Annotated in this window: 11 protein-coding genes; 1 reads left to right on the plus strand and 10 read right to left on the minus strand. The window is 43.3% G+C overall.

Annotated features, from left to right (window positions below):
* Positions 1-104 precede the first annotated feature (104 nt).
* The 9 genes from QQL36_RS27945 to QQL36_RS27985 form a co-directional block, all read right to left on the minus strand.
* Positions 105-1,064: a hypothetical protein gene (locus QQL36_RS27945; RefSeq protein WP_083729709.1), complete on the minus strand. Its 960-nt coding sequence runs from the start codon at positions 1,062-1,064 to the stop codon at positions 105-107.
* Positions 1,065-1,076: 12 nt separating this feature from the next.
* On the minus strand, positions 1,077-2,132 hold the full coding sequence (locus QQL36_RS27950) for a hypothetical protein (protein ID WP_321567517.1): 1,056 nt from the start codon (positions 2,130-2,132) through the stop codon (positions 1,077-1,079).
* A gap of 307 nt (positions 2,133-2,439) precedes the next feature.
* The gene (locus tag QQL36_RS27955) at positions 2,440-2,679 is read right to left on the minus strand and encodes a hypothetical protein (RefSeq protein ID WP_321567518.1); all 240 of its coding nucleotides are present in this window, start codon (positions 2,677-2,679) and stop codon (positions 2,440-2,442) included.
* A gap of 114 nt (positions 2,680-2,793) precedes the next feature.
* A complete protein-coding gene (locus QQL36_RS27960; RefSeq protein WP_321567519.1) occupies positions 2,794-3,807 on the minus strand; it encodes a non-reducing end alpha-L-arabinofuranosidase family hydrolase in 1,014 nt (337 codons plus the stop codon).
* A 30-nt stretch (positions 3,808-3,837) separates the two neighbouring features.
* Positions 3,838-5,088: a hypothetical protein gene (locus QQL36_RS27965; RefSeq protein WP_321567520.1), complete on the minus strand. Its 1,251-nt coding sequence runs from the start codon at positions 5,086-5,088 to the stop codon at positions 3,838-3,840.
* Positions 5,089-5,221: 133 nt separating this feature from the next.
* Complete coding sequence (locus QQL36_RS27970; protein WP_321567521.1) at positions 5,222-7,006, minus strand: RagB/SusD family nutrient uptake outer membrane protein; 1,785 nt, start codon at positions 7,004-7,006, stop codon at positions 5,222-5,224.
* An 18-nt stretch (positions 7,007-7,024) separates the two neighbouring features.
* Entirely contained in the window at positions 7,025-10,192 is a 3,168-nt protein-coding gene (locus tag QQL36_RS27975) for a TonB-dependent receptor (RefSeq protein WP_321567522.1), read from the minus strand.
* A 221-nt stretch (positions 10,193-10,413) separates the two neighbouring features.
* Positions 10,414-11,541, minus strand: coding sequence for an endo-1,4-beta-xylanase (locus tag QQL36_RS27980; protein WP_321567523.1), 1,128 nt, complete (start codon positions 11,539-11,541; stop codon positions 10,414-10,416).
* Between the two features lie 263 nt (positions 11,542-11,804).
* Positions 11,805-15,890, minus strand: coding sequence for a two-component regulator propeller domain-containing protein (locus QQL36_RS27985; RefSeq protein WP_321567524.1), 4,086 nt, complete (start codon positions 15,888-15,890; stop codon positions 11,805-11,807).
* Between the two features lie 895 nt (positions 15,891-16,785).
* Between QQL36_RS27985 and QQL36_RS27990 the strand changes: the two genes are divergently transcribed.
* Positions 16,786-18,690 carry a PAS domain S-box protein gene (locus tag QQL36_RS27990; RefSeq protein WP_321567525.1) on the plus strand — a complete coding sequence of 635 codons (1,905 nt, stop codon included), beginning with the start codon at positions 16,786-16,788 and terminating at the stop codon, positions 18,688-18,690.
* 152 nt (positions 18,691-18,842) lie between these two features.
* Here the strand turns inward: QQL36_RS27990 and QQL36_RS27995 are convergent, their stop codons facing one another.
* Complete coding sequence (locus QQL36_RS27995) at positions 18,843-20,444, minus strand: glycoside hydrolase 43 family protein (RefSeq protein ID WP_321567526.1); 1,602 nt, start codon at positions 20,442-20,444, stop codon at positions 18,843-18,845.
* Between the last annotated feature and the right edge of the window lie 39 nt (positions 20,445-20,483).

Consider the following 20,483-nt stretch of genomic DNA (forward strand, 5'->3'; position numbering starts at 1 on the left):
ATGGTTTTATAAATTGACTACCTGATTGTTTTTTTGCAACAATGGAATGGTGTAAAAAAGGGGCTATCTTCATTTCACTGCTGATGATAGCCCTTATTGCGTTTTTAAAAATCAAAATCTGTTGTTCCTGTCCAGGTAGTATCTGTCAATTGAAAATTGGGCGTTACATTCAACGAATCTGTAGTCAGAAAAACGGAGATAGCTGTCAGCGAGCTACGTTTTGGCCGGATTGGTTTGGTACCTAATACGACCGCATTTCCACTTCCATTGATCCAGGTAAGTGTGACCTGTAGCTGTGCACCGGGGATAGAATCCTGTGTTCTGAAAAGATCAGCAGTGTATATCTGGATGGGGAGAGTATCGTTTGTATGTATGGTATCGGGGATCATTTGTCCGCCGTAGGTAGCTTGTAAATATCCACTGGTCAGGTTGTGGATATCATAGCGGATGGCAAAGGCCAGTCTTTTTAACTGTAGACTAATCGTCGTATTGCTTGAATCGCGGGCGGTGTAGTTAGTGCTGCCGAAATAAGTATCGGCTTCTGACAAGGGGTATTTAGCAAATGTGTTTGTAAGGGTATCGGTTACGATACTCATATTGTTCAGAGAGTCAATGAAACCTGTTTCCATTGTTTCATTTGCAGCATAGAACATACGATTGCGCAGGGTACGATGTATAGGATAGGCATATTGCTTATACCCATCTGTAGAAAGCTGCCACCACAATCCCAGGCTGCTGCCTCTTTTGATAGCAGCTACATTGACGATGTAGGAGCTGTCTTTCAGCAGATCAATGCTGATGCTATCAGTGTTGTCAAATAATCCCTGCGCGTATAATGTGCCCTGACCTGTTCTGATATTCACACCATAAATGGTGCTGTCATAGGCAGATCTGGCGGCGATCCATGCTTTGCGGAGGTCGCCTATGCTGGTAGTAATGTCGCCACTAAGCTGCAAGTGTATAGTCACCTTTTCAGCAGTAATGGGAGGAGTAGCAGGCTGCGTGGTAGCATCTCTTTTACAGGATAGAAAAAGTGCTGCCAGTATGAGTAGGTAATTTTTCATAATGAAACTTGCTTAGAAGCTGATAGGAGTATTTGTTGACCATGATGTAGTTGAATATTTCAGGCTTAGCGTACTATTGCCTGAAGTAGCACTACTGTCCAGTACGGGCAGTGTGATATTCACGTTGAGGAGGTGATTCCGGTCTGGCGTAGGGAGTGCAGTCGTGCTACTACCTATGTTGTAAGTCCGGCCATCAGGTAATTCCCATTTGATGCTTGCGCTGATATCATGGATGCCATCATCCATTACTAAGGTATCTGCTGTTAAGAATCCAACGGCAGAATAGATGCTCAGATTATTGTCGATTGTGTTTGGATACAATACTTTCCCGGGTAAATAATTGGGCCAGCCGAAAGTGACTACCAGTCGTCCCTGCGTAAGCTGGGGACAGATGTATTTAATACCGAATACCAGCCGGCGCATGGGAATGGTGATGCTGGGGTGGGCAGTATCGACGGTGTAACCTTGTACATCTCCGGCGTAGGTAGTGGCTTCTCCTAAGCTTTGGGTCACGATTCCGTTGGTACTATCACTGGTATAGGTCTGATAATCGGTGCCATTTTCCCCAAATCCATAAGCGTAGTTAGGAATGTTGGGAGTGTAATCCATATGGTTTCGCAGGATGCCACCAATAGGATAGTTGAATAGGGGTTTGCCGTCATCCTCTGTATTGCCATACAACGATCCCCATTGATAAAGATCATAATATAATCCGGGACCGGTGCCTTTTTGCAATACTACCAGCCTAATTTTGTAGGTATAGGCAGGGTCGAGCATGAAATGGATAGAGTCGAGGTTGTCAAAGATACCTAATGCATATTTGGTAGAACCGTTCCATATCTCGACTGAATAGTAAGTGCTATCCCGAATTGTTTTGGCGGTAATACTGCCGTTTATCTTTCTGGCAGACTGATCGACGGTAAATTCACCTCCGGGCTGGAGGGTTACCATTACTTTTTTGGAGGACGTGGTCGTTGAGGTAGGTTTGGTGTCTGTATTCTTTTGACAAGAACAACAGTACAGGACAAAGGCCACCCCACAAACAATCAGGGAGATTGTAGTTTTCATTTTTTGGGTGTTTGTTTTTATTTTTTTGAAGAATTGCTACACTTTCCAGGCTGTTAGGCAGAGAGGTACAGCATGAAAGAAATAGGAGTAATTGTATTGGTTCCCCTTATGAGGAGCAATTTACTGTATTTTTTGGGGTAGAATATTACTTGTAATAGTAGACTCGGTAATTGATGGGAGAGGTAATTGAGCCACCGTATCCTGCCTCCATCCTTTCACAAGCTTATTCATCAAGTCCAGTGGCATCTCGGGGTCCCCAAGCAGGAACAGGTGCTTATGGGAACCTCACCATTTGCTATGGCGCCTACTAACTACGTTCCTTTCGGCAAATACTTCTAATAGTTAGCCGCTTATGCGGGCGTAATACCAGGGCCTTTCTTTTTACACCAACAGTGTTGGAGGAATAACTAACAGTATCAATAGTACCGTGAGCAATACCTGCATGCAGGGAATCAAAACACGCTGGTGCCTGTTGAACAATTTCCTGGGAATAATCAGTCAATATAAATAGGCAAAGGAAAGCCGGCAATAAAAATAAATACTTCATATGTGGATATTTCCAACAATTGTATGGATGACGATAATACAGGATAAACAACGCTCAATGTAGCTACTTTGGATGCTGCTATTTTGCGTTGTTTACCCTGTATATTATTGTATTTTATTGATAATTTCTGATCACTCCAAGATCGTATGGGATATTACCATAGTCGCCATAGCTTCCATTCGGCACACCCTGTATCAATAACTGACATCTGTCAATATTATCGATCTCCAATTTATCGTCAGTACCGGAACGAATCACCTCTACATGAGAGACCTGGTCTGTCCATACTTCTGACAGGAACCGGAGATTATCCCTCGCTGCCCACTTCTCTGCGACCTGTGTCCAGGTACCTCCCAACGAACTGGCTGTCCATAGCTCCTGGTAGCGGTTGATGTCTTCTACGATCATATAATACTTAGCATCTGCCTTGCTTTTATAAACATGCACTGCCTCAAATGTACTAGTGGCTGCTACAGTCGGCGCTTCCCAGTTATATGGGAAATTAGCCACGGTAGTTCTGCGTCTTTTTATAGTGCGTGACCCATCCTGGGCAGAATAAAAACAATACATGTAGGTCCCATCAGAAATACACCAGAAATCAATGCCATCAGTAAATCCCATGCTACTTACAGGTGTCCATGAACCGGGATTGCCAACATCTGTGGATGTTGAAAAAGAAGCTCCTTGTCCACTCTGGTAAATCAGGAACCACTTGCCCTTAGCCGGAAACCAGAATACCTGGGGCGCGCAGAAATATGAACCTGCATTCAATGCACTCATATAAGTACGGCTGGCAGTTTTAAGACCGGCAATAGAAGTAGCAGCTGCATACCCCATCCGCCAGAGACCTCCGGTTCCTTTATCACGACCTGTGTAAAAGAGATGATATTTACCACCGGAGTAAACAATGGAAGGATCCTTCACCGCCAGATCGTCGAATGCTCCTGCAGGACCATCCAGGAAACATCTCGCATCTGCATACCAGGTAGGATTGGCTATTGCTGTGGCAGTAGCCGCCACCCTGTTTTTATCCGTTACTCCACCTGCGCCATCCAATGATTTTTTGGTACATGAAGCACACAAAAGCAAACATGTAACCACCGCAGCTATGTATTGTAACTGTTTCATAGTTGTAACAATTATGCTGAAAGAATAGGATCAGTTCGAAACCAGGGTTGTTATACTGGATGCGGGCAGATTAATGCCAAATGCATTATTTGAAATACTCAGCGTACTTGCTGCAAGATTAGAGGAACTCGTTGTTACATAACGACTGAAACTACTAACTGTTACACCACTGATTGTGAATGGCTGATAGGTTACAGCTGCATTGGTATTGATCGCTACGATCACAATTTTTGATCCGTTCCTGTAAGCAGTCGTATATATACCGGTGCTGGGATTGGCCGCACAGGCAATTTTACTATAACCCGGCCGAACATACCTGGCAAAATGCGCCATCACATATCCTACCTTGGTGATTGCACTATTTTCGTCAATTGGACCATAAAACCGGCGGATATACCACCATACATAAGCGGCCCAACCAGCTGTCATGCAATCATGAATCTCCTTAGCAGCATTCATAGCATTGGACCAGTCATTGCCACTGATAGAAGAATTTGTGTAATGCTCTGTCATCCATACTGATTTGCCAATATTGCCTAAATTATAAGGTGTCTTACCATAAATGTGGCCGCTGACGAACAGTGTTTTGGATTTCGCAGTTGCATTGCTCAGGTAAGTATTGATAAAAGTCTGATCCATATTAAATGGTTCAGGAGCCATGATCGGAGCACCGCAGTTATCACCATATGCCGCCACAAAGTTTGCCACTTCTGTAGCAGAAGCATGCATCCATTCTGATGCCAGGTAATTGGGTTCATTCCACGGAGACAATGCATAGACACCTCCTACGGCCTGTGTGTAAGCCCTTAAATGTGCTGCAAAATCACTCCATGAACTTGCCTTCAGGTAAGCACCGTCCATCATGGAAGAAGGGGCATTCCAAACAGTAGCGATCACCTTTGCACCAAAACCTTTTGCAGCATCGATTGTTGCCTTTTCGGCTGCAAACTGGCTACTATTGGCAGGGACCATTACCCGCAGAATACTCATCCCGATACCACTGCTGGTGGAAAAAGCTTTTGTTCGCTGATCGGCTGTTAAATCGCCTATCCAGATCGGCACACTCATTCCACCAAATCCCTGGATAGTTTGTTGGAAAGTGTTGGCATCGATGGTCGCTGTTGCCATCACACTTACATCTGCTGCAGCTTTTAAATCACCGCTCTGCTTATTATCTGCAGCAGATACATCTGCTGCCGGTTGCTTTGTACAGGAGCTAATCATTAAAATGAGGGAAAGAAAAGATACTCCCAGGTTGCTGAGAAAAGGGTTTGTTTTCATAGTTACATTGTTAGTTTAATTAACTGTTTTTCAAATGGCTGTTATCAGGCCCACACGAGTTGTGTGAGCCTTTCATACGCCGCTAGATGGGTGGGTTTTCTTTCATGGTTTTTCAATTTGATGGTTATACTTGTTAATTGCTATACCATGGGTTTTGAGGAAATGCAGGTCCTTCTGTGACCAGGTCTATCTGCTGCTGAGGAATAGGTCTCAGCATATGTTCAGCTACAACATTGGCAGCTGCTTCATCGTTATATTTTTGAACCCTTGCAACAAGTGTTTTGGTTCTTGAAAGATCATACCACCTGTTGCATTCTCCATATAGTTCACGGGTGCGCTCATCCAGGATAAAATCAAGTGTCACCTCTGCAGCTGTAATTGTCTGTGCAGTGATGGCTGCCGCATACTGATCATCAGTTTGCCCTGGTATGCGGGCCGCCCTCACCCTGAGCACATTTAACATATCTGCCGCCTGCTGCAATGTACCGCCACCTTTCAGTGCTGCTTCAGCGGCGATGAGATATACTTCTGAAAAGCGGAACAGGATATAAGGTCTGTCAGAATAATCATTCATATCTGCTCTTGTTGAATCATCCCATTTTCTTAAAGATGGATACAGGAGACTGGTATAGGGTACGGTGGCACCTGGCAGGTAATCCGGTTCAAAAATAATTCCCTTAAAAGCTGCTCTTTCAGCAGGTGTCACAATCCTGTCTGCCATCCAGATGGCTGTGTCTATGCCATTCACAAGGGTTCCCCTGGGTGTGGTTGCACCTGTTGTACCTTTCCCCGATGCAGCTACACTATTGGACAACCAAATGGTTTGAAATGAACCGTTATACCTCGAGTCCGTGGCCCTGTTGGCGAAAGCAACATTTAGTACATAGCGCATATTAGGCCTTATTCTTTGCCATGGACGGCCGTTTTGTACATCTCTTACACAAACATAAGCACCTCCTGTAGCAGGATAATTGGCATTCACTGTCGGATAGTTCGGCCGGAAAAAAAAGTTGGATTTATTTTCTTTCAGGTTAGATGCGCCGGTACCCGTCTGTGAGTTCTCGCCGAATTTCAGGTCTTTTGTGTGTTCAATGACCATAAGCGTCTCCCTTCCATATTCATTACCTTCCAGGAAACCCTGCGCAAATACAGGCCATAAATCAATCCCATAAGCACTTTTATTATCGATGATGCTCTTTGCAGTGTTAAATGCATCTGTAAAATCACTTCCCTTTGCTGCTGAAGACCACCCTCTCCACAAGTAGGTTTTTGCAAGCAGGTACAGCGCTGTTGCTTTGAATGCTGGTTTACCCAATCCGGCGGATGGCTGATCGGGAAGACTGGCAGCTGCATCCTTCAGATCGCTGATGATCGCATCATACACCTCAGCAATGGGTGCCCTGCTATCAGCTGCTGAAACGTTGGTGTTGAATGTAAGATGCAAAGGCACATCCCCAAAAGTTGTAAGCAGCTGGAAATAACAAAATGCCCGGAGAAATTTTGCCTGGGCCAGGAGCTGCCCTTTCTTAGTTTCATCCATGCTCGCTTCCGGTCCGAATTGCAAGACCCCGTTGGCGGTATTGATATCTATGTAAAGGGAATTCCAAAAACCGCTGTAATCGTTCGTATTACTCTTCATCAGCAGAGAATAGGTAAAGTTATGCTGCACATCTGCTGCCCCACCCCTGATCATTTCATCAGTGCCTCCATTGAACAGCTGCGTAAAAATCTGTGTGCCCCAAAAACTGCGAAAAGACGAGTAAATACCGGCCACACCGCCCTCTAAGCCTTCCGGCGTTTTGAAATAAGCAGGATCGATTGTAGCACGGGGTTGTTCTTCCAGTATTTTTTTACAACCCGCACACACTGTAAGTAATGACAATAAAAGTAGCCCGGATAATTTTATGTTGAATTTCATAATAAGTTAATTTCAGGATTAAAATTTCACATTAGCACCAAACATGTACTGCCTTGTAGGAGGGGTACCCATACCAACGGTGATAGCACGGGCCACCACTGGGGTTCCTCCCGCAGTAGATCCGACTGCGTTACCATTTCCATTACCTTCCGGATCTATACCCAGACCATCCCGCACCAATGGTGCCCAGAGGATAAATGGATTCTGGACTGCCAGGTAAAACCGCAATGAACTGAGCCCCATTTTACCGGTGATCTTCGAAGGGAGGTTATATCCCAGGTTGATAGACCGGACCTTTATAAATGACCCGTCCCGGTAAGACAAGGTGGAGGTATATTGCAATGCATCCCTGCTGGCATCAGGCTGGGGGAAATCATTGGTAGGGTTATCGGGTGTCCAGTAATTAACTTTGTATTGGTTTACACGGCCGTTCATAAAGAATGGATAGCCAGCTGCACCACCGTCAGCAGTCAGATAGGTAACTACCACAGTCTGGCCTATACGGCCAAAGGTCACAATGTTCAGATCGAAATTTTTGTAGGTAACCCTGTTATTGAAACCAAATACAAAATTGGGTTGAAAATTGCCAATTACCTGGCGATCCTCGGCACCAATAGTACCGTTGCCATTCACATCCTGAATTTTAATATCGCCGGGGGCAGCGCCATAAGTAGCCGCCTGGTCTTTTTCGTTCAACTGCCAGATACCTGTTTTCTTCACGTCATAAATAACTGTCAGTGGTTGCCCTACATACCATCCATTACCAACATCCTGCTTTAATCCTGGTTGCAATGCAACAATCTTTTCTCTTGCCATGGAAAAGTTAAGATCTGTACTCCAGGTAAATCCGCTACGGCTTTTTACATTCAGGCTGCTAAGTGTTATTTCCAGCCCATGTCCTGTTGTCTTTCCCTGGTTTACAAGCACAGAATTGGCCCCACTGCTCCTGGGTAATTCCTTGCTTAAAAGTATATCCCTTGTATTGACATTATAATATTCTACTGCACCACTTATACGGTTGTCAAACAGACCAAAGTCGAGGCCTAAATTGTATCCCCTCGTAGATTCCCACGTAAGCTTCGGATTAGGCAACGTATTGATCAGGTACCCTGATACATAGTTTATATTGGCTGAGGTACCTGACCCATAATTGTAAAAATTGGAAGAAAGACTACCTATTGTTGTATAGGGTGCAATGGTCTGATTCGAACTGACACCCCATCCTACACGTAGTTTGAGGTTATTTATCCATTTTACATCATGCATGAATTCTTCGTTTGCCATGTTCCAGCCGGCTGATATGGCCGGATATGTAAACCACTGGTTGCCGGGAGCTAGTACAGAAGCGCCATCTGCACGCACAGTAGCCGTTAACATATACCTGTCATTATAGGTATAAAAGATACGTCCCATATAAGACAACAATCCCCTGTTACTGTAACCGGAGGGATCCGCCGTGAGTGAATTCGCTAATTGTAAATTATAATCCTGGATATAGTCTGCCGGCACACCTTGTCCGTTGATTTGCTGACTTTGATTGAAGTTCTTTACCACTTCGTGCAATGCTGTCACCTGGATTTTATGCTTTTCTGCAAAAGTCTTTTCGTAAGTAAGTGAATTATCGAAAGTATAACTCCATGTCTCGTCGTTTGACTGACTAAGGGTAGCACCTGCTGTAGTTGTATTGGTATTAAATACGGTGCCGGGTCCATTATAGTTATTGTTCATTGTCTGGATCCAGTCAAGTGCCAGGCTGGATTTCAGTTTCAATCCTTTTATGATCTCCAGCTCTCCATATACATTCGTCAATGTTCTGAACCGGCGGGTGCGGGCTTTTATCTTATCATTGTTTCCGATAGATGTGAGAGGGCTGATCTGCTGCGCATCATTGGATTGCTGTATGGCAGGTTGAAAATTGATACTGCCATCCTCATTGTACGGCAGGTATAGCGGGCTCAGTCTCGTTGCCGAACCCAAAGCGCTGGTGTTGATACGATTGGCCCAGCTCATTGTATTGGTGGTAGTGAGTCCAACTTTTAAGCGTTCACTCATTTTGTGATCAAGAGCGATATGAAAGGATCCCCTGTCGAATCGCTGATCCGGTATGATACCTGTTTCCCGAAATACACCAAACCCGAAGCTGTATAGTGTGGTTTCATTGCCACCCACTACGCTCACATTATGGTCTGTGCGGATAGCGGTAGTTAGCAATAGTTTTTGCCAGTCAGTATTTACACCATTGGCCAGGTTCTCCTGCTCAATGGGTGTTAGTGCATTGGGGTTGGGATTATTGGGATTAGGCTGGCCCTCCTTGGCTGCGTCCTTGAAGGCGGCATATTCCTGTCCGCTAAACAGTTTATATGTATTCATGGCTTCTGACAAGCCGATATAGCCATCGTAACTGGTAACAGATTTCCCCGGACGGCCTCTTCTTGTAGTAATGATAATCACCCCACCTGATCCACGGGAACCGTAAATGGCAGTAGCAGAAGCATCTTTCAGCACATCGATCGTACTGATATCATTTGGATTGATATCATTTATACTGCCGCCGGAAAGCGGTATACCATCTATCACCACCAGGGGGCCATTCTGCGAATTATTAGCTGAAGCACCTGATGCCAGGGAGCGGTTTCCCCTGATCCTGATCTCACCGCCGGTGCCTATACTGGAACCATTGTTGACAATGTCAATCCCAGCAGCCCTTCCCTGAAGCTGGTTATACACGTTTGGACTCCCCAATTCCCGGAGTGTTTCTCCTTTCACAGATACGGTGGCCCCTGTTACATCTTTCTTTTTTGCCGTTCCATATCCAATTACCACCACCTGTTCCAGGTCGCTGACCGTGGGTTTCATCGAAACATTGATGACGGTCTGCCGGTTTACATTTACCTCCCGGTTCATAAATCCTACTGAAGTAATGATTAAGGTAGCGGTAGCAGGAGTGTTGATTTTATAATACCCTTCGTCGTTACTGAGCACTCCCATTTTTGTGCCTTTCACCTGGATGCTGGCTCCAGGGACCACATTGCCATCTTCGGCGGTAATGCGGCCGCTGACGGTAATTTGTTGTCCTACCCCATAAGAACTACTCCAAATGAAAATAAATAACAGCATCGTTATCCTCAACAGCAGGCTGAATGAGGGCGACATCTTCTGTAAGTGATGCGTAAAAGGAAAATTCATAATCGTGGTTTTATTCAGTTTTCTAAAAAATGTAGTCCCCGCCCTGCATGCTTAGGGCGCAGGGATCCTGATGCCGTAAAAGGCATATATAAATCGGTTCTACTGTTGTAGCAGGGAATAGGTTGATATTTCCATCAGTACCAGGTGTTTTCCCGATGGAAGGCAGTTAATTCATAACATTGATGCTTTAAATTTCTAGGCTACAGTTGTATCAGTTGTCGTTATTTTGTTCCAGTACCGGGTTGAAGTGCTACTACTTTATTAAAAGCCATTTTTGGATTGAATTGTCTGTCAAACAACAAAGGATAATTTGTTCTGCCTGGCACCGGCCAGTTATTTAACCAGGAATCACCATCATTGACACCCCAGAAGGTGACCCGGCTTATCTTATCTTTGTGCTTCAGGAAAAGCCGGAATAAATTCTCGTAATCCCCGGCCAGTTGTTGTTGTACACTATCAGGCAGAGAACCGGAATAGGGGTTCAGTATACTGTTATACGCTTTCTGCTGGTTAACGTCTGCCCCTTCTACACCTTTGGGATCTGGCAATACGCTGATGTCCAGTTCTGTGAACATTACATCAATTCCCAAAGCAGAGAATTCCAGGATACTTTCTTCAATATCCTTTAAAGGAACCTTTCCCAGGTGCCAGTGCCCCTGTATACCTACACCATCTATACGGGTACCCGCTGCCTGAATTTTCCGGATGAGCGCCACCGCCCCCGCACGTTTTTTGGGTTGTTCTATGTTGTAATCATTATAATATAATTTTGTATGCCTGGCAGCCTTCTCTGCAAGTTGAAATGCCTCCACGACATAATCATCGCCAAGGTATCTCAGGAATAAGGATTTACGCATTGTACCGTCCTCATTAAGGGCTTCATTCACTACATCCCAGGAATACACCTTCCCGTCATACCGGGAGGCAATAATACTGATATGGTCTTTAAAGAACTGATGCAGCGAATCCTTATCATGCATCTGCAATACAAATGCGGGTAACTGGCTGTGCCATATAAGCGTATGTGCATTAATCTGCATATGGTGCTGCTGACCATAAGAAATGATCTTATCTGTCTCTGTAAAATTATACCGGGCCCATTCCGGGTGTATCAATGCAGCCTTCATGTCATTTTCAGGCGTGAGGGTATTAAACTGCCAGGATATAAATGCAGTTGCCATGGGATTAGTCTCATTTATCTGGTGCCTGTTAAGGGCGGCACCCACCATAAAATCCTCTTTAAAGACGGTTTTCAGGGAAGGAATTTTGCCCGTATAAGACGGGCTGTTACTACCTGTACAAATGCAACAGGTAAAAACTATAAGGACAAAGGAAATTATTTTATCCATAATGCCTGACTTTTAAGGTATTGTGCTACTCATGTCAATGTCTGCAGTGCCGGCAGACAGGTGAGGTAACCAAGTAGCATTCTATCAGATTTATTTGGTTTACTGGTCGTGGGAATCACAGGAGCGAATCTAGGATGACAGGCGCAGTATCAGTAGCTTATTTGTTAAAATGAATAGCACAAATGTTTAAAAGCAAAATCATTATCTCCATCTTTACTCCTAAACAACACCTAATGCATAAAATTAAACTTCATATATCCTCACTAAACTGACCTTTTCTTTTGGGCCTGGTATTCCGAAGGTAGCTGGTTAAATTTCGCCTTAAAAGCCCTGGCAAAATAATTAGGGGTAGAAAATCCAACAGCATAGCCAATCTGGGCAATTTTCATATCGCTGGTCTCCAGCAGACAAGCCGCCTTATTTAGTTTTATAGAACGGATAAATTCAACCGGCGTTTCCCCGGTAAGCTGCACAACTTTATTATACAGAGAAGCCCTGCTCATAAAAAGATGCCTGCTTAATTCTTCCACAGTCAGACTGTCGTCGTTAATATTGTTTTCTATATACTGCTTTACCTTTACCAGGAACTTCTCATCTGCCGATTCGACATCGTCAACAGAAACCATTACATCTAACTGCCGCTTATAGGTGTCTTTCAGACGCTTATTTAGTAATATCAGGTTCCTGATCCGGATATTTAATATATCAATATTAAAAGGCTTGGTAAGGTAGTCGCTAGCGCCCGTTTCCAATCCTTTAATATGAAACGCATCACCTGCAAGTGCAGTCAGGAGAATGACAGGAATATGGCTGGTCCTTTTATCGAACCTGACCTTACGGCTCAATTGTATACCGTCCATATAAGGCATATTGATGTCACTCACAATGACCATTGGATGTGCTGACAGCGCTTTCTGCCACCCTTCTCTCCCATCTGCCGCCTCCACAACTTTATAAAATGGCTGCAGATTGTCTTTCAGGTAATAACGGAAGTCTTTGTTGTCTTCAACCAGCAACACTGTTAGTTTATCTGCAGCAGCCACTTCAGCATGTTGGCAGGATATAGGGTGGTCTACATCCGGACCCGCCGCTTCACCAGGTATCTTTACATTCGGTAGTCTTAGCTCTTCCATTTTTTCCAATGGTAAAAGCACGGAAAATGTGCTGCCTTTACCAGGGATGCTCTCCACATTTATAAAGCCACCATGCATTTTCACAAATTCAGCTGTTATAGAGAGCCCGATTCCACTCCCCTGGTTGAGGATAGCAGGATTCTCATCACCCTGGTAAAAGCGATTAAAGATCTTTTCCTTCACTTCTGGTTTCATGCCTACACCAGTATCCGCCACCTTTATGATTATACCTGCATCCGGGTCAGGATCTACAGTCAGCGATATAGCACCCTCCTTCGGTGTGAATTTAAATGCATTAGAAAGCAGGTTAAACAATACCCGTTCCAGCTTATCCCTGTCAAAAGCTGTATAATAACGGGAAATGGAGCTTGTAAACAGAAAACTGATCTGCCTGTGCTCGGAGATATCTTTGAAGAGTTCTATTACTTCAGCTATAAAAGATATGATGTCCTCCCTGCTAAGGTCCAGTTTCGTTTCCTGCTCTTCCAGTTTTCGAAAATCCAATAGCTGGTTTACCATGTTCAACAGTCTACGTGCATTCCGTTTCACCAGGTTCAGTTGCTTTAGTTTTTCGGGAGCGATTTCGTTATGAATGAGTTTATCCACTGGCCCTGCAATGAGGGAAACCGGTGTACGGAATTCGTGGCTCAGGTTCATCAGGTATTTGATCTTCACCTGCTCAAATTCACGTTGCCTTTCCGCTTCCTTTCGGTCCATTTCTATTGCCTGCCGGACCTGCAGCCTTTCCTGCTCAAGCGCAAACCGGGTTTTCAGTTTGCGGATAGCCCGGTATCTCAGCCCCCACAAAACCGCAACGGCTGCTAATAAATAAAATATGTACGCATAGATGGTCAACCAGAAAGGAGGTCTTATGATTACATTGATGACAGCTTCTTCCGTATGCCATGCCCCATCGTCACAACTGGCCCTGACTCTGAAAACGTATTTACCAGGCCTTAAATTCGAAAACACAGCCATTCGTGATGTGCCTATATCATTCCAACCTTTATCGAAACCCTGCAGCATATAGGAATACCTGCTCTCCTGCGGTGCAGTATAGTTCAGCGTGGCAAAATTGATGGTAAAGTGTTGTTTATAATCAAGCCGGATACAGTCAGCTAATGAAATATGTGATTGGATAGCAGCATGTTCTCCGGGAATCACGGAAACATTGCCAATTTTGAGATCAGTCAATACAATGCGGGGGACAATTCTATTATAATTAAGCTGCTTCGGAATAAAGTAATTAAATCCCTCCAGCCCACCGAAAAAAAGTTCTCCCTTCTCTGTCTTTAAACCTGCTCCCAGGCAGAAAGTACTGCGCTGCAACCCATTATATTGATAATAATTCTTAAAAGTGCTGGTTGAAGGATCAAAACTACTGATTCCCTTATTACTGGTTACCCACACCTTTCCGGCATCATCTTCAAGGATCTTATAGATGACCGCGTTGGAGAGCCCTTCCTGTTCGGCGTAACGTTGAAATTTCCCGGTTTTCGGATCAAAAAGGCACAAGCCGGCACTGTGAATACCTACCCAGATTCTGCCGCTTTGTCCGGCGCAGATGGTTTGAACGTTATTAGCAGGAAGGTCACTGTTTTTCATGGTATAAGTCCTTATTATATTGCCTGATGCATCCAACATGATTATACCTGCTCCAATGGTACCAATCCAGATATTGCCGGCTTTATCTTCCTCTATGGTTCTGATAAAACCTCTGTTTAAAACCGTAATGCTGTCCTTTTTGTACTTGACCCTATCAAAACGTCTGAACACACCGGATACCGGATCATAAACGTTCACCCCATTCCCATTGGTTCCTATCCATATATTTCCACGGCTGTCCTTTTTCAGACAAAAAATATCGTTGCCCGAAGGCTGATTGGCACTGTCTCCTCTTAAATAGTGGTGCACCTTTCCCGTTTGCATATTTAGTGTGTATATACCATGCATAAAAGTACCTATCCAGAGTAGCCCGTCGGCATGTTCGAGAGAAAGTACAGCAGGTGGTTTGATGTCCTGGTAGAAGCGTGGATGGCTGAACAGGCCGGTGTTCCTGTGAAAAAGGTTAATACCACCACCCTCTGTGCCTACATAGATATCGCCATTGGCATCTTCGGAGAAAGAGGTAACAATTGGAGCGGTCAATCCTTGTGGGTCAAACGGATTGCTTTCCCTGAGATTAAAAAAAGCCAGGTTCCTATCGTATTTACTAATACCTCCCTGGTATGTTCCGACCCAGTAAATACCATTGTTATCGATGTAAATACTCCGCACTGATTTGCCCTGTAAACTATAACGATTTCTAACATCATGTTCTATTCGCTGCGAGGTCTTCTTTTGCAGGTCGAAGATGTTCAATCCTTCCTCGGTTCCTACCCAGATCCTATTTGCATTTTCAGCTGCCAAAGACCAGATGCAGTTGCTGCTCAGGGATTTTTTTTGCGTGTTGCTATGCTGATAAGTACGGAAATGCCTGCCATCGGGCAGCAGCATAGACAATCCATCATCTTCTGTGCCGATCCATAAGTTGCCATTATGGTCTTCGGTCATCGCTTTTATGGAATTGCCAGGTAAAGAAAGTGAGTCTGCCGCTTCGTGGCTAAAGTGCTTAAAGTTGTCAGCTTGTGGTTGGTACAGGTAGATCCCTCCATTGCCACCTATCCATAGCCGGTGCCTGCTATCTTCCACTATACAGGTGATAATGTTTGACACCAGTGACCCTGGCCTGCCAGGATCTGCCATATAACGGACTACCCTACCGGTTCGCGGGTTCAATCTGAACAAACCGATGTAACTTCCGATCCACACCTGGCCGGTATGATCGCAGAAAAGGGTCCGTGCCGTGTTATTTAATGTAAATTTGTAATTGATAAAGGAGTCTTTTTTGCGGTTATAGCAGGATAAGGTGTTATTAGTACCTATCCATAAATTGCCGGAACGATCCTCATGCAATGCGAGTATGGAATTACCTCCCAAACTGGTTGAATCCCCTTCCTTATGCCTGTAAACAGAGAACGTAAGACCGTCAAACCGATTCAGTCCGTCATCTGTACCAAACCACATGAAGCCATATTTATCTTTCAGAATAGTATTTACCGTGTTGGAAGACAAACCATTACTTGTGGTGAAGTTAACAAAGTTAAAGTCGCTCTGTTGCGAAATAACAACCTGTGGAACAAACAACAGGCATAATATATATAAAATATATTTCACAATAACATGGAATTAATAGGTTTCTGGTAGATTAACAGGTAAAGTGTATTTTTGACAATATAACGAATTTTAGGTCATGATTTTTTTATAAACAGCTTTAAATAGCTCCTGGTAGTATAGTAGTTTTTCATAGTCCCCTGGGCAAGGACCGATTTCATAATCTTATTGTGGTGATCAATGAGCCACATTAAAGAATGCTGCACTTCAGGCATATCATAATTTAAAAATGCCGGCTTCACCATGTCTGCACTTTTTGTCTCATCTCCAATGCAACCGTTGATAATGCCTTACCAGCTTCACCCTCGTTTCTTCAGATAACTTTTAATCGTCTTCAATTCATCTGCCTTAGGCTTTGCACAACCTCTGTCATAAATCAATTACACCAAAAGCTCACTCACAAGCCACGAAAAATGAATTGAAATCATATCAAACAACCCTGATTAATTCAACATAATTAACTTAAGATCAAACATTTGCATACCATTCCGAGAATCACAAATATGACTCACATTTTAAGTCACGAATAAATCGATATCCATTCACCTAAACTACCCCTCCCAAAATACAGGAGGCACGTAAAACCTGCGTTCTAGGTGCCTCCTGATATCCTTTGATATTAAATATGTCGGAAAGGATGGACAATTGTCGAACTTGCTTATTGAAGGATTATTAAAAATCAAACAATAACACTAATTAATAAAATTATATTTAAGTTTTAAGACTACACTTAAAAGCTAACAATTGTAAAATCTAACCGTTTGGGCCCCCTAAAAACGAGTGAAAAAACTTTACCTGAAAGGCAAACTGCCCTAAATCATCGTATATAATTCTGTAAATTAGGTTATTGTGCCTCATTTTACCTTCTTACTGATTAATTATATTAAAGTTATGTCGAATGAAAAGTGGAGCGGATAGAATCTCATCGATTGAAAAAATTTTGAAAATCGATATTTATAAAAAGAAAGAATTCCAAGATATTTTAGATCTGGTCGCCAGTTTGTGTGGAAAGCCTGTAGCTCTAATTGCTTTACTGGACGATGATTTTAATTGGTTAAAAGTTAAGCCTGGAGAAGATGTGGAAGTAATACCCCAGGAGACCTCTTTCAACAATTATGTAATTGATGAAGAGAATTTGTTAATAGTGCCGGATACTACAGCAGACGATCGCTTTAAGACCAATCCCCTGGTAAGCTCAGAACCCTATATTAGATTTTATGCAGGTGTACCAATTGTTATTGAAAATGGCATTAGACTAGGTACCTTATGCATTTATGACACTAAGCCCAACTGGATAGATGAAAAGCAGCAAGAAACACTTAAATTATTCGCGCGCCAGGTTTCCTGCCTACTGGAGTTAGAGTTGGGGCATAAAGAACTTCAATATCAGATAGCGGAAAAAGATGCAAAAAACAATGCACTGATGAAAGTAGCACAGCTGCAATCACATCAAATCAGGCAACCACTTACAACAATTATGAGTTTGATTAGCCTGTTTAAAGATGAATATCCTGATGTTGATCGTGAGTGGTTAACAATGTTTGAGCAGGCGACCAATGAATTTGACGTGAAAATCAAGGAAATTGTGGCTGAATCCATTGCTGTCAAGGACCTAAGAGCAATCCGTTTTAATAAAATGGTAGAAGAGATCGATGATTACGCAATACTATTGCTGGACAAAAATGGCAAGGTGGAAAACTGGAACAAAGGTGCTGAAAAGATAAAAGGATATACTGCTGAGGAGATCATTGGCAAGCATTTCAGTGTTTTTTATTCTGAATACGACCAAAATAATCTCCGCCCACAAAGATTATTAAGCCACGCCGAAAAAAAAGGAGTAGCCAAAGATGAGGGATGGCGTATAAGAAAAGATGGATCGAGATTTTGGGGAAGTATAATTATGACAGCCATACACGACGATTACGGAGAAGTAATAGGTTTCACTAAAGTAACACGCGATCTTACTGATATCACTGATACCAGAGATGCTCTTTGTGCATCAGAAGAACTATATAAATACTTACTACTGCAAACCCAAAATTCTGTTTCCATTGGTGGCTGGGAGCTAAATATTGAGACTAACATCCTGCACTGGACAGCTATCACAAAGAGTATCCATGGAGTTGATTCAAAATATGTTCCTGAATTGGAAAACGCAATCAATTTTTACAAACAGGGTTATAGCAGAGATAGTATTAAAAGAGTTATAGAGTTGACAATTGCAGAAGGTATTCCCTGGGACTTAGAGCTACAGATCATAACAGAACAGGGAAATGAAAAATGGGTCAGGGCCACAGGTAGCTCTAACTATAAAGATGGTATATGTACTAAAATATACGGCACTTTCCAGGACATTGATGAAAGCAAACGTGAAAAGATAGAAACGTCAAAATCGCAAAAGCTATTCGAAGATATTTTGAACACACCCATAGGTATAGGAGTCTTCGCTACAGACATAAATGGAATCGTTATAGTCTTTAATAAAGAAGCCGAAAGAATGCTTGGTTATACAGCAGATGAAGTAATAGGCAAACACTCTCCTGGACTGTTTTTATCTTGCCCGGATAAAACAAAACGAGGAAAAAGGACCGGGATTAAGTCATTGCCTAAAATACAGGAAATGGTGTGCACCGAACTACGGAATTGGACTTATGTAAGAAAGGATAGCAGCGAAATACAAATACAATCAATTTTTACACCCCTGAGAGACGCTGACAACAATATTTATGGATACATTGGCATTGCTGTAACCCCCACTAGTGCAGTTAGCAGGATATTAGCCATTCGAACGCATAAAGCGTGAATTGAAAAGTAAAGTGCCCCAAAGTACACAGGATTCTGCATAAGTATTTTTTACATCTTTTGTTGCGTTAAATATTTCAATAGCCCCTGCTAAAAAACAGATAGGTGCTAATAATGCTGCAAAAGAAGTTGCCAGTCAGGGCTGGAGAGACTTTATTCTTTTACCATGATCTCGTCTGAGATACGGAAATAGTCAAAATCGGCATATCCTCCAGGTTCTTTGGTCGCGTAGTTGAACAAACCAAATCTATATCCCATGAAGTGCGGTAGCGTATACTTCATTTGCAATGGTGTGCCGATAGAATTCCACGATTTACCGTCAAGACTATAATAGAACCTGGCAATATCTTTTCTGTCGGTAAAATTGCAATCTGCTTTCAGGTAAATAGTACTTTTATTCAACGCTATATGGGCAACTTCTTCAGTATTATCACCTGTGGCATTTACCATGACCAATGTTCTCTTTGTTCCATTAATTTTTACGCCTAACAGTCCGAAATCCTTTTGCAAAAGGCAAAGACCGGCAAAATCACCGTCTTTCATACTGGATACATCAACCGATGTACAGGCAGAAGATGTAGGCCCAAAAGTCCGCTGCGTCAAGGTGTTCCTTGCCTGCAGGAAATCCCTGTTCACTACGCCGGTGGTCAGGCGTAAAAACCCTTTCCTTCCTTTCAGTGACCATAATTCGTTATCTGGTTGATGGTTCCATTGCCAAGCCAAAGGAAAGGACGCATCTTGTAAACCACGGTTAAATTCATCGGATGCCACAATGCCCGGAGAGAGCGATTGATTGGCGGTGAGATTCAGAGCCATGGGTACTTTTCCATCATCACCCAGTACAGGCCAGCCGTTTTCCCACTTTACGGGAACTAAGTAAGGTATGCGTCCTACAGCGCCGTTGTCCCTAAACAAGTAGGCGAACCATCTGCCATCAGGCATATCTATAAGACCGCCTTGCGCTACCCCTTTATCCTGAAGGGCTGTTTTCCCTTCCCAGGGACCTGTTATTTTATCTGCCCTGTGTATCACTACGGATCGCTGTCCGCCAGCAGGCCAGGTAATGTTGAAAAGATAGTACCTGCCCTTTATTTTGAATAATTGTGAACCCTCAGCCGGCAAGCCCTCCCGGCTACCTGAAGGCGAGGTGGGAAGGCTGGCGTTTTCAATGATCACCTGTTCGCTGCCTGATGCAATACCTGTGAGTTCACTGTTTAATTCTACCAGTCTTATTTTACCACTACCATACACCAGGTATGCTTTGCCATCGTCATCGAAAAAAAGCGAGTGGTCGTGCATCATCGGTTTAAATGCAACACCTTCCCATGCACCCTTTTCTATGTCTTTTGTGGAATAGATATAAGTTTTGCCTGTGGTTTGGGAAAAGGTGGTGACGTAATATTTGCCATTATGATAACGCAGGCTACTGGCCCAGGAACCCCTGCCGTACGTATTCTTGCCGTTCCTGAGATTCAGTTCATCCATATTGCCTAACGTGTCGTAAGCATAGCCAATCAATTTCCAGTTTACCAAATCAGTCGATTTCATGATGGGCAGGCCGGGGCTCATGTGCATAGTTGTACTGCTCATATAATAGTTATTGCCTACTCTAATTATAGACAGATCCGGTACGTCGGCATAGATGATAGGATTATGTGCTTTTTGTTGCTGTGCTTTTATTGGCAGGAAACTAAAAATATGTAAAATTCCAATAGCGAGTGTTAACCGGTCAAGGCGATTTAATTGGGTTTTCATAACAATTTTTTATTTTGTAACATGTAATGTCAAATGGTA

The sequence above is a fragment of the Chitinophaga sp. LS1 genome, from assembly GCF_034274695.1.
Taxonomy (GTDB): domain Bacteria; phylum Bacteroidota; class Bacteroidia; order Chitinophagales; family Chitinophagaceae; genus Chitinophaga.

Bases quoted from the DNA above. Each gene is read 5' to 3' on its own strand.
- QQL36_RS27945 (WP_083729709.1), bottom strand. From the start codon at position 1,064: ATGAAAAATTACCTACTCATACTGGCAGCACTTTTTCTATCCTGTAAA.
- QQL36_RS27950 (WP_321567517.1), bottom strand. From the start codon at position 2,132: ATGAAAACTACAATCTCCCTGATTGTTTGTGGGGTGGCCTTTGTCCTG.
- QQL36_RS27955 (WP_321567518.1), bottom strand. From the start codon at position 2,679: ATGAAGTATTTATTTTTATTGCCGGCTTTCCTTTGCCTATTTATATTG.
- QQL36_RS27960 (WP_321567519.1), bottom strand. From the start codon at position 3,807: ATGAAACAGTTACAATACATAGCTGCGGTGGTTACATGTTTGCTTTTG.
- QQL36_RS27965 (WP_321567520.1), bottom strand. From the start codon at position 5,088: ATGAAAACAAACCCTTTTCTCAGCAACCTGGGAGTATCTTTTCTTTCC.
- QQL36_RS27970 (WP_321567521.1), bottom strand. From the start codon at position 7,006: ATGAAATTCAACATAAAATTATCCGGGCTACTTTTATTGTCATTACTT.
- QQL36_RS27975 (WP_321567522.1), bottom strand. From the start codon at position 10,192: ATGAATTTTCCTTTTACGCATCACTTACAGAAGATGTCGCCCTCATTC.
- QQL36_RS27980 (WP_321567523.1), bottom strand. From the start codon at position 11,541: ATGGATAAAATAATTTCCTTTGTCCTTATAGTTTTTACCTGTTGCATT.
- QQL36_RS27990 (WP_321567525.1), top strand. From the start codon at position 16,786: ATGAAAAGTGGAGCGGATAGAATCTCATCGATTGAAAAAATTTTGAAA.
- QQL36_RS27995 (WP_321567526.1), bottom strand. From the start codon at position 20,444: ATGAAAACCCAATTAAATCGCCTTGACCGGTTAACACTCGCTATTGGA.